Below are 13,524 nucleotides of genomic sequence, written 5' to 3'. Positions count from 1 at the left end.
CACCCCCGAACAGCTCCACTGATAGTCATCATGAGACAAGCAAGGAGTGAGTCGGCCATGAGCCCAGACCTCACACCGCAAGCAGGGTCGGAGTATCGACTCGAAATGCGGGACATCGTCAAGAGCTACGGTGGCGTGCGCGCGATCAGGCACGCAGAGATCGCCATCCGACCCGGCACCGTGCACGCCCTCGTCGGTGAAAATGGCGCCGGCAAATCCACCCTGATCAAAATCATCGCCGGTGCAGAGCGGGCCGACGCCGGCACGATCACCTTCGACGGCGTCCCCACCACGATCACATCGACAACCGACGCCCTCGATCTCGGCGTGCAGACGGTCTACCAGGAGCCGCAGCTGTTTCCTGAGCTCAGTGTGGCCGAGAATGTGTTCGTCGGCCGCGAGATCAAGCGCGGAATTAGGGTCGACTGGTCGGGCCAGGCTGATCAGATGCATGGCCTCCTCGATACGGTCGGGCTACCAGAGAGCCTTGCAACCGCCCCGGTCGGCACTCTATCCATCGCCGCGCAACAGCAGGTCTCCATCGCCAAGGCGCTCGCCGGCGACGCGTCAGTGCTGATTCTCGACGAACCGTCAGCCATCCTGACTGACTCAGAGATCGAAGTGCTCTTCACCGTCATCCGTCGGTTGACCGCGTCGGGAGTCGCGGTCATCTACATCTCCCACCGACTCGATGAGCTCTTCCGGATCGCTGACGAGGTTACCGTTATGCGCGACGGCCAGACCATCACCACCCAGCCGATCGGGGAACTCTCCGTGCGGCAGATAGCCGAACTCATGGTCGGTGGCGTGCTCGGGGAGACCCGATCGCAGGAGGACTCCACCCCCGGCCCCGTCGTGCTCGAACTCGACGGGCTCACCAGAGATGGACGATTCTCGGACATCGACCTCAGTGTCCGTTCCGGTGAGATCGTCGGCCTGTACGGGCTGGTCGGCTCCGGCGCCGGCGACATCGCCAGCGTCATTTATGGTGTCGACAGGGCGACGTCTGGCAAGATGCTGCTGGCTGGCAAGCCAGTCACAGTGAAGAACCCCACCCAGGCCAAGCGACTCGGCATCCACCTGCTGCCGGCCAACCGCTCAGCCCAGGGATCTTTCTCCTTTCAGAGCATCGCATTCAACATCACCGTCGGCGAGTTGTCACTGCTCAGCCGGATTCCCGGTTGGGTTACCAAACGCCGCGAACGTGAAATAGCGCAGGACTTCATCAAGCGCCTCGCGGTCAAGACGCCGAGCCAGAGCCAGCCGATCAGTGCGATGTCGGGGGGCAATGCGCAAAAGGTCGTGCTCGCCAGACAACTCGTCAAGCGTCCCGAGGTTCTCGTGCTCGCCGAGCCGACGCAGGGCGTGGACGTCGGTGCGAAAGAAGAGATTCACCGCATCGTCTCTGGGCTGGCCGATCAGGGCACGGCAGTGCTTGTGGTGACCAGCGACCTCGGAGAGGTGCTCCGCATCTCCGACCGCATTCTCGTCATTCGGGCCGGCAAAATTGCCGCGGAATTTGGAGCAGATGCAACCCAGGTCGAGATTCTTGCAGCGGCAGCCGGTGTCTGGTCCGACGAGCCGAGTGCAGGCTCCACAGCCGACACGGCGCAGCCCATGACCCCCGCTTCGGAGGAGATCGCATGACCATCGACCAGCGCACCGCTCCGCCTACCCCTGCGCGGGCAACTGCTCGGCGCATTCTGCCCTCTCCGGTGACCGGTCAGGAATTTGTGTTGCTCGGCGTCATTGCGGCACTGTGGATCCTGCTCGGGCTCTTCACCCCTGCTTTCCTCAGCCCGGGATCGATTCAGCCGCTCCTGGTATCCGTCGCACCCATCGCCCTGATCGGCGTCGGGATGACCTTCATCATCATCACGGCCGGGATCGATGTCTCTGTCGGTGGCGCGATCATGCTCTGCGCAGTGGTCACTGCGAAGTTCCTGGTGAACCTTGACGTTCCCCTCATCGCGGCCATCGCTATCTCGGTCGGCCTCGGTATCGTGCTCGGCGTACTGAACGGCGTGCTCATCGCTTACGGTCGAGTTCACGCCATCATCATCACCTTTGGAACGGCGAACATCTTTCAGTTCCTCGCGCTGCGGGTCTTCGGGTCATCCACTGTCAACGGCATCCCGTCGACCCTCGATGTATTCGGGCGAGGCGAGGCCGGACGCACCTTCGGGATCCCGCACAGCTTCGCCATCACGATCGTTGTCGTGGCTATCGCCTGGTGGTACCTGCGGCACACGTCCGGCGGCCGTAACCTGTTTGCAATTGGTGGCAATGCGCAGGCTGCGCGTCTGGCCGGAATCAAGGTCCAGCCACGGGTGATGATCGCATACGGCCTCACCGGAGCCCTCGTGGGGCTCGCGGCCTGCTTCTTCATCGCTGCGGGAACCGCGACGCTCGACCAGGCAGTCGGATCAGGACGGGAACTAGCAGTGATCGCCGCCGTCGTCATCGGAGGGACCTCGATCCTCGGGGGCCGCGGTTCAGTGATCGGCACCTTACTCGGCGCCATCCTGGTGCAGACCGTCACCTCGGGCGTGACTCAGATCGGATGGCCCTCACAGCTCGCAAACCTCTTCGTGGGGTTGTTCATCATCATCGCCGTCGGCACCGACCTACTCCGCGAGCGAGCCAGGAGAAAAGCATGACCATCACAACGGATCGCCCATCAACCTCGCCCGGCGCATCGCCGCAGGGAAAGAGCCCAGCGGGACGCCCTCTGGTCGCTCGCGCACTGGAAGCGCTGCTCACGCAGCGGGTCGTCCTGCTCGCCGTACTCATTGTCATCGTCGTTGTCGTCATGTCTGTGCTGGATGCAGCAGGCGCCCTGAGCGGTGCCTTCGACGCCGACTACATGGCGTCAGCGTTGATCAGCGCGGTTCCGTTGGCGATGCTCGGGCTTGCCCAGCTCTTGGTGATCCTCTCTGGCCGGGGCGGCATTGACCTGTCAGTCGGGTCAATCGTGTCGCTCACCAGCGTGATTTTCGGGCTGGCATACGGAATCTGGGGTTGGAGCCTCTTGGCGGCACTGGTCCTGGCCGTCGTGGTCGGCGGAGCGTGTGGCGCCGTCAACGGCGTCCTGGTGTCATACGTCGGCTTCCCGCCGCTGATTGCAACGCTGGCCACCTACTACGCGTTCCGCTCACTCGCACTGGTTGTCAGCGATCAGAAGCCCGTGAACTCGCCGGTCATCCAGGACTTCTATTCCGCAGCGCAGTCGATCGAGCTTCCCTTGATCGGTGGCTCTCTGCCTCTCGTGCCGCTCGGCATCTTCACCTTCCTCGTCCCCACAATCGTGATCGTCTGGGTGCTCCTGAATAAGACCACCTTCGGTCGACGTCTCTACGCGCTCGGCACGAACGATATTGCTGCCACGTGGTCTGGGATCGACGTGAAGTCGAACCGTATGACCGTGTACATCCTCTCCGGAGTGATCTCCGGGCTCGTCGCGGTGGTCACCGTCGCCCAGTTCGCATCGGCCAGACCGGATGCCGGCACAAGCGGCAACGGCATGGCACTGCCATCGATTACCATCGCGGTGCTCGGCGGTGTGGCGATCACCGGCGGCATCGGCCGAGTGTCCGGCATCGTGCTTTCCACCTTGCTGATCGTCTGGATCAACGCCGGCATCCTGTTGGCGCTGCCCGGCAACGACGGCACGCAGTTCCAGCTGCTCGCGCTCGGACTCGTGCTGATCTTCGCCTCGCTGCTGAACGGAATCACCAAGCGCAAGTATGGAGGTATCTAAATGGCAACCGAATGGAATCCCACCCTCGTCACCGATGAGCTCGTCACCCTGACCCGCTCACTGGGAGAACCAGCGAAAGACCTCGTGATCCTCGCGGAAGGGAACACCTCCCAGCGCCTAACCGACGGCCGTATGGCGGTCAAAACGTCGGGGTCGAATATGGCGACATCAACGAGCGACGAATTCGTCATCGTTGACGTTGCTCCGCTGGTCGCGCTCATGAACGAACCAGCTACGGCCCAGGCCGACCTCACGACCGCGCTCGACGCTGGCGAGCATGGGGGTGTCCACCGGCGCGGTTCGATCGAAACACTCATCCACGTTGCGGTGCAGGCCATTTCGCCGGTAGCGTTCGTGGCCCACACGCATCCGACTGCTGTGGTGTCGTTGCTCGCCAGCGTGCACGCGGCGACGGCATTCGACGAAGCGGTGTACTCAGACGAGGCCGTCGTGCTCGGCGTGCCGTTGTTCGTGCCATACGCGCAGCCCGGCATTGATCTGGGCCGGTTGTTCTACAGCCACCTGCAGGCGTACGTGGACAAGCACGGCACGCTGCCGTCGCTCGTGCTCCTCGGCAACCACGGAATCGTCGCAATTGCATCCAGCACCGCTGGGGCGGAGGCCATCTCGTTGATGGCCGTCAAGGGTGCTCGCGTGCGCCTGAATGCCTACGCGATCGGCGGAGTGGCCGGACTCGGTGCTGACGTCGTAGCCAAGTATTTCGAGAGGGAAGACTTCGCAGAACGACGCAAGGCGCTGGCGGGAACGAACTAGTGCCGCCGGTGGTGCGTGGGGTCTTCTGCGACATCGGCGGTCCGATCTACGACGACGAAAACTTCGTCGCCGCTGTGCTCACCGCCCTCGATGAGCTGAGGGAGCGCGATGGTAACGGGGCAGTCGATCGATCACAATTCCGTCAGGTCTACAACAGAATCCGTGCGCAGCAAAGTGGGTCCCTGCGAGAGGCGCTCGCTGCAGATTTCCTGGGGAGCGTCGATCGCAAGCACGAACTACACGAGCTCACCCGCACGTATTGGTCCCACCCGCCTGGGACGATGTACGACGATGTCCTGCCATTCTTTCGGCAGCTAGCGGGTCGGGTGAGGATCGGCGTGCTGGCCAACCAGGAAGCGCCGGTCATTGATGCGCTACATCGCGACGGACTCGGTGAGCTGATCGACGTCTGGGGAGTCTCGGCAGTTGTCGGCTTTGAAAAGCCGTCACCAGAGCTCTTTCGCTGGTGCCTGAACGAAGCTGGAGTGGCGCCTGGCGAGGCGGTGCACATTGGCAACCGCCTTGACACCGATGTTCGGCCGGCGAAGGCTGTCGGCCTTCGCGCTGTGTGGGTGCTGCGCGGTGAGGCGCCCGACGAGCCGAGCATCGAGCAGCTCGCCGAACCCGACCTCGCCGTGTACTCGCTTGGCGGACTCGCTGAGCGGCTGCTATCCACCGATCCGTTCGGCACCTCGCCGTCGCTGCAAAGAGCTGAGTGATGTGACCGGGATCAGCGGTCGTGCCATCGTCCTCGGCATTGATCTTGCTACTGCGAACGCCCGGGTGATCGCGGTTGATGCGGAGACGGGCGTCACCATCGCTGAGAGAACGGCGTCGCTGCCCGAACCTCAGGGCTGCAACGGTGTGCGTGAGCAGGCGCCAGCATACGCTGAGGTGGCACAGCGGCTGATCGCCATGCTGATGGCCGATCTCGGGCGGAACGCGCGTGGCATCAGCGCTCTGTCGATCACGGGTACGAGCGGCACGATCGTTCCAACGGATGATCGCGGGCGTCCAGCGGGTCCTGCTCTGCTCTACAACGACGCACGAGGCGCCGCAGAACTGGCCGAACTGGCACGAACGGGACAAGCCGTGCGACCGTCGACCGCTTTAGCCCGCACCGCATGGCTTGACCGGAATCGGCCGGCGGCACGCTACCTCTTCACACCCGATTGCGTCGCGGCGGCGCTTGCCGGCGAAATTGTGTCGAGTGATACCTCCCACGCTCTGAAGAGTGGGATCGACCCCGTCACTCGAACCTGGAATGACAAGGCGCTGGCCACGCTAGGGCTGGATGTGAAGCGGATGCCAGACGTCGTGGCCCCCGGCCGAGCGATAGGTACTGTGACGGATTCGATCGCGCGCTCGCTCGGGCTGCCGAAAGGTGTGGTCATTGTGTCTGGGATGACCGATGGCTGCACCTCTCAGCTGGCGACGGGAGCGGTCAGCGCGGGCGATACCGTGGGGGTACTCGGCACCACTCTGGTGCTGAAAGCCGTGTGCGAGACCGAGATCACTGAGCCATCGTTCGGCGTCTATTCGCATGTGGCTCCTGATGGATCCTTCTGGGTGGGGGGTGCCTCCAACTCCGGTGCCGGTGTGCTCGGGCGCGAAGCTGCGGCCACCCTCGATGTGCGGGAATCTGATCGGCGTGCGGCAGCACTCGGCGGGGCGTCCGTTGTCATGTACCCGCTGCCAGGGGTTGGTGAGCGGTTCCCCGTGGCAGACAGTACGTTGCAGGGATTCTCGATAGACCACAGTGGCGCATCGTTGACGACGACGGATCCGACCGAACGGCACCGAGCAGTGCTGGAAGGTGTCGGCTTTGTCGAGCGGCTCGGCTTGACACGACTTCGCGGGCTTGGAGTGCCGCTCGGTCGACACCACCTCAGCGGTGGAGGCAGTTCCAGCCCGACCTGGAACGTCATCAGGGCGTCGATCCTCGGTCGCGAAGTTGTCGTCCCGCTCAATAGATCGAGCGCGTTTGGTGCGGCGATCCTTGCGGCGAACGGTCTGGTGGCTGAGGGTCTGCCAGCTGTCACGTCCCGAATGGCGGGCTCATCGAGTGTCATTGAACCCGACCCCGCGCAGGTTGCCGGGCTCAGCGATCGCTACGACCTCTTCCTGGCCGAGCTGCGCCGTGAGGGGTATCTGGATAGCTAGCTGAGCCTCGCTTTTCAGCGGTACCGGGGTCGTCCATTCGCCGAGAGCGGGGGTATCGTCGATGTATGACTAGGATCGCGGAGCCGGATTCTGGCACCCCCCAGGACGACCACAAGTTCTTCGGGCAGCCTCGCGCGCTAGCGAGTATTTTCGGCGTCGAGATGTGGGAGCGCTTCTCGTTCTACGGGATGCAGGGCATCCTGCTGCTCTACTTGTACTACTCGGCGGCAGAGGGCGGCCTCGGTATTCCGCAGGTGACGGCGGCCGGCATCGTGGGCGCGTACGGCGGCGCTGTGTACCTGTCGACGATTCTCGGCGCCTGGATCGCAGACAGGCTGGCGGGCTCTGAGCGTGTGCTCTACATCAGCGCGTTCGTGATTATGTTCGGGCACATCGGGCTGGCACTCATCCCGGGCGTCGCTGGCGTCATCGTCGGGTTGATCCTGATTGCGTTCGGTAGCGGTGGCCTCAAGGCCAACGCGACGTCCGTCGTCGGAACGCTGTACCGCAAGGAAGATCCCCGGCGCGACGCCGGGTTCTCGCTGTTCTACCTCGGCATCAACCTGGGCGCGTTCTTTGGCCCCATCCTCACCGGCCTCCTGCAGTCGACCGTCGGCTTCCACTGGGGATTCGGTTTGGCCGCCGTCGGAATGGCCATCGGTCTCACCCAGTATTCGTTCGGGCGGAAGCGCCTGCCGGACTCGTCCCGCGAGGTCCCAGACCCGCTGCCGCGCAGCAGGTACCTGCCATACGGGCTCATCGCGGTCGCCGTCATCGTGATCATCGTGGTGCTGGCGCTCACGGGCATCATTACGGCAACGAACCTGGTGACCATCGTGATCGTCGTGACGATCCTGGCATCCATTTCGTACTTCGTTGTGATCCTGACCAACAGGCATATCTCGCCGGTGGAGCGGAAGCGCGTCTATGCGTTCATCCCGCTTTTCATTGCGAGTGTGGCGTTCTGGTCGCTCTATCAGCAGCAGTTCACGGTGGTGACGATCTACTCCGACCTGCGCCTTGACCGCGGTCTCCTCGGCTGGACCATGCCGGTGTCGTGGGTGCAGTCGATCAACCCGATTTTCATCATCGTGCTGTCGGGAGCGTTCGCGGCCCTCTGGACCAAGTGGGGCTCGAAGCAGCCGTCGACCCCGGTGAAGTTCGCCTTCGGCACCGCGATCATGGGTGTGGCTTTCCTGCTCTTCCTGCCGTTCGCCGGGGGAGGAGCGAATTCAACCCCCTTGTTGGCAATGGTCGGCATCCTCCTGGTCTTCACAATCGCCGAGCTGTTGCTGTCGCCAGTCGGACTGTCGGTGTCAACGAAGCTCGCCCCAGAGCTGTTCAAGACCCAGATGGTCGCACTGTTCTTCCTGTCTGTCGCCCTCGGCACGGCCATTTCTGGTCGGCTGGCCGAGTGGTACGCGACTGCCCCTGAACAGCTGTACTTCGGGGTGCTTGGCGGCATTGCGATCGTGCTCGGCCTCATCCTCGGCCTGTTCACCCGCCCGATCCTGCGCCTGATGAGCGGGGTTCGCTAGACCAGGGTGCGGTGGAGACGGAAAGGGGCCAGCCGGATTCGGCTGGCCCCTTCAGGTTGGCTGACGCCTTCAGGTTGGCTGACGCCTTCAGGTTGTACGGGCAGTTCAGTTGGTTCGAGAAGCCGCTGACTGAATGGCCGTGGCGAGGTCGCGGGGACGGCTCCACATGGGCCAATGCCCCGTCGGGAGGTCGATGACGTCGAGGTGCTCGAGGTTCGCGACTTCGGCAAACATGGCATGGCCTGCGCGGGCCAGCTCCAGCACCTGCGCGCTCGGGATCGAGCAGCACACCAGGGTGGTCTTGACCGTGCGGCGTGCATCGTTCGTGAGCTCGACGGGCTGACGAAGCACGGGGCCCGGCTCAGGGACGGCCCGTGCCCGAAAACGCTCAAGGACCTCTCTGCTCAGGCCTTCGAGACTCGCCTGCTGTGCGAGGACGTCGAAGGACGGCAGCGGAAGCTCCTCCAACCCCTCCGGGAGGTCTGGGGCGAAGACGCTTCCCGTCGCCACAGGGCCGGAGTCGACCCACACCACCCGATGAACAAGCTCAGGGTGCCGGTCAAGGACAAGGCTGACGGGGGCGTTCGCCCCACTGTGAGCGACGATAGTCGCGGGCTGATCCTCGGAGACTCCGAGTCGAGCGAAGACGTCCAGGACCGCTGCGGCTTGATCGTCGAGAGTCTTCGCCGCACGCTCAGGATCGTCCCCATCGAGACCAGGCAGCGTCATCGCGATTGCACGAGAGTGGTCGGTTTTCAGGTGTTCAAGGACGTCATCCCACGCCCAAGCGCCCAGCCAGTGGCCGGCGATGAGAATGATGGTCGGACTGCTCGTAGTTGTTGTCATGTCACTACCTTCGTAGGCGCTACGGGCAGGTGTGTGTCACTATTTGTGTCATGAATTTGATGCGGGCAGAACGGTGAAACGAGCAGAACGACTCCATGCCCTGTCCGAGATGCTGCGCCGGAACGGATCACGGGGGTGCTCCGCCGAGCGGCTCGCGAGAGAGTTCAGCGTGTCCGTGCGCACCGTCAAGAGAGACCTCGCTGCCCTCGAGAACAGCGGCGCGCCCGTATGGTCGCGCCCAGGTCCTGGCGGTGGCTATGGATTGGCCATAGGCGCATCCCTGCCGCCTGTCAGCCTGTCCCCAGCGCAGGCCGTGGCGCTCATGGCGGCCGTGTCCGCTGCCCCAGATGCCCCATACGCCGATCTGGCAGCAGCCGGGATCCAGAAGATCCTGGACGTCCTCGATCCCAGAACCCGAGCAAGAGCCGACGAGCTGGCCGGCCGCGTTTGGGTCAACGCGATTCCCTCCTCCGCTTCGCGCACAATCAGGTCGGCACTGGAGGAGGCGATGGCCGAGCAGCGAGTCATCCGTATTCGCTACACATCGGGAGACGGGACCACGACCACCCGCGACGTCGAACCCGTGCTGTTCGCCTCCACGAACGGCAACTGGTACCTCGTTGGGTGGTGCCGACTGCGCAACGCAATGCGATGGTTCACCGTGTCGCGCATCGAGCGGGCCAGCGTAACCAAGACGGCCTGCGGCGACCATACCGTCCAGGAAGTCGGAGAACCCCCAGCGAACGCCAGACCGGTGCACGGTCGGGGCGAGTGAGTCACCCAATCAACCTCTCCGGTCAGCGCAGCTAGCGAGCTGCCTGGCCAGCTCGCGGTGCTCGGCCAGCTCGCGGTGCTCGGCTCGCTCGCGGTGCTCGGCTCGCTCGCGGTGCTCGACTAGCTCGCGGTGCTCGACTAGCGCGGTGCCGTCGCCTCGACGATGGCGATCTCCCTGGTTGCCGTCTCGCGGTCTTCGGCCTCGAGGTCGTCAGTGAGTGTCGTGCCGCCGGCATCCGCTCTGATGGCATCCGCTCCGATTGCATCCACTCTGACGACGCGCACGGCTGCCGTCGCCGGAAGCCCGTCGCCCGCGTAACGCACCCGGGAGAGCTGGGCGCCGCGCAGGCGCAGGCGCACGCGCAGGTCGCGGTACTTCACCATCCAGATCAGGATGGCAATGGCGGCGAGAATTCCGGAGGCTGCCGCGACTCCGACCGCCCAGCGCGGACCGAACTGGTCGGCCACCCAGCCGACGAGTGGGGCGCCGAGCGGGGTGCCGCCGGCAAAGATTGCCATGTAGAGGGCCATCACGCGGCCGCGCATGGCCGGCTCTGTCGTCGTTTGCACGTAGGCATTGGCCGTGGTCATCAGGGTGAGTGAGGAGAAACCGACGAAGACCAGCGAGAAGGCGAACAAGTTGTAGGTCGGCATGAAGGCGGCGACTGCGCAGAACACGCCGAAGGCGGCGGCGCCGACCAGGACGAGGCGCAGGCGGGCCTCGGCTCTGCGGGCGGCCATCAACGCCCCAGCGACGGAGCCGATGGCCATGATCGAGCTGAGGAAACCGAACTCGCTTGCCCCGAGGCCGAATGTGACGGTGGCCATGGTCGAGGTGAAGATGGCGAAGTTGAAGCCGAAGGTTCCGACGAGAAAGACCACGATGAGCACGACGATGATGTCGGGCCGGCTCCTCACATAGCGGAAACCGGCCATCAGTTGCCCGCGTTCACGGGAGGCGCGCGGCTGCGGGCGCAGCAAGGACTTCCGCAGCAAGAACATGGCGAGCACGGTGAAGGCAAACGTCCCTGCGTTGATCATGAACACCCAACCAGCGCCGACCGCCGCAGTCAGCACGCCGGCGACGGCGGGGCCGATCAGGCGGGCGCCGTTGAACGAGGCCGAGTTGAGCGCGACGGCATTTGACATGTTCTCTGTGGTGACGAGTTCGCCGACGAACGTCTGGCGGGCAGGGGCATCGATGGCCGAGACCACTCCGAGGGCTAAGGCAAAAAGGTAAACCTGCCAGAGTTCGACAACGCCCAACACCGTGATGAGGCCGAGGCCAAGTCCAAGCACGCCCATCAGTGACTGGGTCAGAATGAGCAGTTTGCGCCGGTCAAACCGGTCGGCGATCAGGCCGCTCCACGGCATCAGGAGCAGCTGTGGCCCGAACTGCAGGGCCATCACGACGCCGACGGCGGTGGCGTTGTGGTCGGTGAGCTGGGTGAGCACGATCCAGTCCTGGGCCGTGCGCTGCATCCAGGTGCCGATGTTCGAAACCAGCGCCCCGGCGAACCAGATCCGATAGTTGATGCCGCTCAATGAGCGGAACATGGCACTCAACTCTCTGCAATCCCCTTCATGATGATGGTCGCCTCTGCAAGAACCTGCTGTTGGTGCGGGGTGAGCTTCACCACACGCTGCGCGATCCAGGCATCCCGACGCTCCCTGGTCTTGAACACGAGTTCACTGCCGACATCGCTGGGGGACAGCCGAACCTTCCGACCGTCATCCGCTGAGCTCTCCCTGAGCACCAGGCCGGACTCGACAAGCGCATTCACCGTGCGGTTCATGGACGGCGGGGTCACCCGCTCCTGGTCGCTGAGCTCGCCCAGGGTCAGCGGCCCCCGGCTGACCAGCGTGCAGAGCGCCGAGAACTGGCCTGGGGTCACCTCGTTGTCGGCCTGCTGCTGGCGCAGGCGCCTGGCCAGCCGCCCGTTCGCCAGGCGAAAGTCGTGGCTCAACTCTGCGACGGCATCGTGCAGGGTGAGTGTGGTTTCACTGCCTGGCGCTGTTGCGTCTGACGAAGATGACATCGTGAACCTTTCGATATTTCGTTAGCGTAACAAATTAGCTTGGCTAAGTGTTAGTGCTCCCAGCTTCCTGCCGATTTCGCGCGGCCTACGCCAGAATGGGCACCGTGCCTACCTACACGGATGCCCATGGCGTTGAGATCACCTACTACGTCTGGCCGGTCGCGCAGCCGCGGGCGTTGGTGCAAATTGCCCACGGCGTCGGTGAACACGCCATGCGCTACGTGGAGCTGGCCCAGGCGCTCAACGAGGCCGGCTACACCGTCTATGCCGACGATCATCGGGGCCACGGACAGACCGGATACGCGCAGCACGGCGGGAACACGAGCCTCATGGGCAGGCTGGGTCCCGGCGGCCTGCGCGCTGCCATCGCGGGCGTGCACCAGCTGAGCGGCATCATCCGCACCGAGAATCCCGGCGTGCCGCTCGTGTTGTTCGGCCACAGCTGGGGATCGTTCATGGTGCAGATCATCGTCAATGACCACGCGGCAGAGTACGACGCCGTTGTGCTGAGCGGCACGGCGTACCGCTGGCCGGGGTCACTCGACACCGGCGACCTCAATCGCAGGCACAAGCACCTCGGCACCACGGGCATGGAGTGGCTGAGCCGCGACCCGAGCGTCGCAGAGGAATTCGTGGCCGACCCGCTGACCACCTCGGCGTCGGTTGCCCAACTATTTGGCATTCGTGACGGCATCCGTCTCTTTGGTCGCCCAGCGAAGAACTTGCCGAGCAACCTGCCCCTCCTGATCCAGGTGGGCAGCGACGACACCGTCGGCGGCGAGAAGAGCGCGCTCAAACTAGCGGATGCCTATGCCAAGCGGTCTGGACTGCGCGACATCCACCTGATCGTCTACCCCGGCGCTCGCCACGAGATCTACAACGAGACGAACCGTGAGGCTGTGCGGGCAGACCTCATCGCGTGGCTCGACGAGCACCTGCCTCCTGCGCGAACGGCCGCAGCCTAAAGCTCGAAGAGGTCGAAGGCCGCCGCGACGGTCTGCTCGACCACCGGAAATTTGGCTCCAGTCAGGTCGTGTCGTGCTCCCTCGAACTCCACCAACCTGGTCGGCGCCTGGATGAGTGCGAGCGCTGCCTGCATCTCATCCGTGGTTGCGAACCCGTCTTTAGAGCCATGCACGATCACCGTTGGGGTGCGCAGCTGCGGGAGATGCTCGATGCGCAACTTCTCCGGCTTCTGAGGTGGGTGCAGCGGGTAGGAGAGCACGATCAGCCCGTCGACCACCCCCGGGTTCTCGGCCGCAAGCATCGAGGCTTGCCGCCCGCCATACGAATGGCCACCGAGAAGGAGCGGGCCGGCAGTTGCGTAGTCACGGCGCAGTGCCGCAACAGTGTCCGCGATGCCCGCCCGATCCTCTGCGGCGCGCGCCGGCGCTGGTGGGCCCTTGGGCTGACGCACCCGAAACGGGAGGTCGAACCGCAGGACCTGCACCCCTGCATCGGCAAACCCGTCGGCAATGGCCTTCAGAAGCACTGTGTCGCAGTTGCTCCCTGCGCCGTGGGTGAGAGCCAGGGTCGCAATCGGGTCGATGTCAGGCCGGTGCAGGAAACCGCGCAGATCATCGCGATCGACCGTCTCAAGGGTAGTCATGTCTTCATTCTCGTCCGGCGG

At 64.2% G+C, this 13,524-nt stretch carries 13 protein-coding genes; 9 read left to right on the top strand and 4 right to left on the bottom strand.

Annotation, left to right across the window (positions count from 1 at the left end; genetic code table 11):
- The first annotated feature begins 57 nt into the window (after positions 1–57).
- The 7 genes from AC25Y4_RS16735 (at position 58) to AC25Y4_RS16705 (ending at position 8,235) form a co-directional block, all read left to right on the top strand.
- A complete protein-coding gene (locus AC25Y4_RS16735) occupies positions 58–1,647 on the top strand; it encodes a sugar ABC transporter ATP-binding protein (RefSeq protein ID WP_488121574.1) in 1,590 nt (529 codons plus the stop codon).
- Positions 1,644–2,660, top strand: a complete 1,017-nt coding sequence (locus AC25Y4_RS16730) for an ABC transporter permease (protein WP_488121573.1) — start codon at positions 1,644–1,646, stop codon at positions 2,658–2,660. Before AC25Y4_RS16735 ends, AC25Y4_RS16730 begins: the two co-directional genes overlap by 4 nt.
- Positions 2,657–3,760 carry an ABC transporter permease gene (locus AC25Y4_RS16725; protein WP_488121572.1) on the top strand — a complete coding sequence of 368 codons (1,104 nt, stop codon included), beginning with the start codon at positions 2,657–2,659 and terminating at the stop codon, positions 3,758–3,760. The genes AC25Y4_RS16730 and AC25Y4_RS16725 overlap by 4 nt, the downstream gene beginning before the upstream one ends.
- Positions 3,761–4,534 (top strand): class II aldolase/adducin family protein, encoded by a 774-nt coding sequence (locus AC25Y4_RS16720; protein WP_488121571.1) that lies wholly within the window; start codon positions 3,761–3,763, stop codon positions 4,532–4,534. It abuts the gene before it with no gap.
- On the top strand, positions 4,534–5,253 hold the full coding sequence (locus AC25Y4_RS16715; protein WP_488121570.1) for an HAD family hydrolase: 720 nt from the start codon (positions 4,534–4,536) through the stop codon (positions 5,251–5,253). The genes AC25Y4_RS16720 and AC25Y4_RS16715 overlap by 1 nt, the downstream gene beginning before the upstream one ends.
- A gap of 1 nt (position 5,254) precedes the next feature.
- Positions 5,255–6,697 carry an FGGY-family carbohydrate kinase gene (locus AC25Y4_RS16710; RefSeq protein ID WP_488121569.1) on the top strand — a complete coding sequence of 481 codons (1,443 nt, stop codon included), beginning with the start codon at positions 5,255–5,257 and terminating at the stop codon, positions 6,695–6,697.
- Between the two features lie 65 nt (positions 6,698–6,762).
- Positions 6,763–8,235 carry a peptide MFS transporter gene (locus AC25Y4_RS16705; protein ID WP_488121568.1) on the top strand — a complete coding sequence of 491 codons (1,473 nt, stop codon included), beginning with the start codon at positions 6,763–6,765 and terminating at the stop codon, positions 8,233–8,235.
- A 105-nt stretch (positions 8,236–8,340) separates the two neighbouring features.
- Here AC25Y4_RS16705 and AC25Y4_RS16700 read toward each other — a convergent pair whose 3' ends face one another.
- A complete protein-coding gene (locus AC25Y4_RS16700; RefSeq protein ID WP_488121567.1) occupies positions 8,341–9,081 on the bottom strand; it encodes an alpha/beta fold hydrolase in 741 nt (246 codons plus the stop codon).
- A 73-nt stretch (positions 9,082–9,154) separates the two neighbouring features.
- On the opposite strand from AC25Y4_RS16700, the gene AC25Y4_RS16695 reads away from it, so the two are divergent.
- Positions 9,155–9,856, top strand: coding sequence for a helix-turn-helix transcriptional regulator (locus AC25Y4_RS16695; protein WP_488121566.1), 702 nt, complete (start codon positions 9,155–9,157; stop codon positions 9,854–9,856).
- 137 nt (positions 9,857–9,993) lie between these two features.
- On the opposite strand, the gene AC25Y4_RS16690 is transcribed toward AC25Y4_RS16695, so the two are convergent.
- Positions 9,994–11,412: an MFS transporter gene (locus AC25Y4_RS16690; RefSeq protein ID WP_488121565.1), complete on the bottom strand. Its 1,419-nt coding sequence runs from the start codon at positions 11,410–11,412 to the stop codon at positions 9,994–9,996.
- A gap of 5 nt (positions 11,413–11,417) precedes the next feature.
- A complete protein-coding gene (locus tag AC25Y4_RS16685) occupies positions 11,418–11,894 on the bottom strand; it encodes a MarR family winged helix-turn-helix transcriptional regulator (RefSeq protein WP_488121564.1) in 477 nt (158 codons plus the stop codon).
- 95 nt (positions 11,895–11,989) lie between these two features.
- On the opposite strand from AC25Y4_RS16685, the gene AC25Y4_RS16680 reads away from it, so the two are divergent.
- Positions 11,990–12,859 carry an alpha/beta fold hydrolase gene (locus AC25Y4_RS16680; RefSeq protein WP_488121563.1) on the top strand — a complete coding sequence of 290 codons (870 nt, stop codon included), beginning with the start codon at positions 11,990–11,992 and terminating at the stop codon, positions 12,857–12,859.
- Here AC25Y4_RS16680 and AC25Y4_RS16675 read toward each other — a convergent pair.
- Entirely contained in the window at positions 12,856–13,503 is a 648-nt protein-coding gene (locus AC25Y4_RS16675) for an alpha/beta hydrolase family protein (protein ID WP_488121562.1), read from the bottom strand. The genes AC25Y4_RS16680 and AC25Y4_RS16675 overlap by 4 nt on opposite strands.
- Positions 13,504–13,524: the final 21 nt, after the last annotated feature.

This window comes from Leifsonia sp. Y878 (assembly GCF_057669685.1).
This window is presented reverse-complemented; position numbering and strand designations above follow the sequence as displayed.

What these genes read in the sequence shown, in the direction of transcription:
- AC25Y4_RS16720 (WP_488121571.1), top strand. Translation starts at nt 3,761, where the DNA reads ATGGCAACCGAATGGAATCCCACCCTCGTCACCGATGAGCTCGTCACC.
- AC25Y4_RS16675 (WP_488121562.1), bottom strand. Translation starts at nt 13,503, where the DNA reads ATGACTACCCTTGAGACGGTCGATCGCGATGATCTGCGCGGTTTCCTG.
- AC25Y4_RS16730 (WP_488121573.1), top strand. Translation starts at nt 1,644, where the DNA reads ATGACCATCGACCAGCGCACCGCTCCGCCTACCCCTGCGCGGGCAACT.
- AC25Y4_RS16705 (WP_488121568.1), top strand. Translation starts at nt 6,763, where the DNA reads ATGACTAGGATCGCGGAGCCGGATTCTGGCACCCCCCAGGACGACCAC.
- AC25Y4_RS16735 (WP_488121574.1), top strand. Translation starts at nt 58, where the DNA reads ATGAGCCCAGACCTCACACCGCAAGCAGGGTCGGAGTATCGACTCGAA.
- AC25Y4_RS16725 (WP_488121572.1), top strand. Translation starts at nt 2,657, where the DNA reads ATGACCATCACAACGGATCGCCCATCAACCTCGCCCGGCGCATCGCCG.
- AC25Y4_RS16680 (WP_488121563.1), top strand. Translation starts at nt 11,990, where the DNA reads ATGGGCACCGTGCCTACCTACACGGATGCCCATGGCGTTGAGATCACC.
- AC25Y4_RS16700 (WP_488121567.1), bottom strand. Translation starts at nt 9,081, where the DNA reads ATGACAACAACTACGAGCAGTCCGACCATCATTCTCATCGCCGGCCAC.
- AC25Y4_RS16685 (WP_488121564.1), bottom strand. Translation starts at nt 11,894, where the DNA reads ATGTCATCTTCGTCAGACGCAACAGCGCCAGGCAGTGAAACCACACTC.
- AC25Y4_RS16690 (WP_488121565.1), bottom strand. Translation starts at nt 11,412, where the DNA reads ATGTTCCGCTCATTGAGCGGCATCAACTATCGGATCTGGTTCGCCGGG.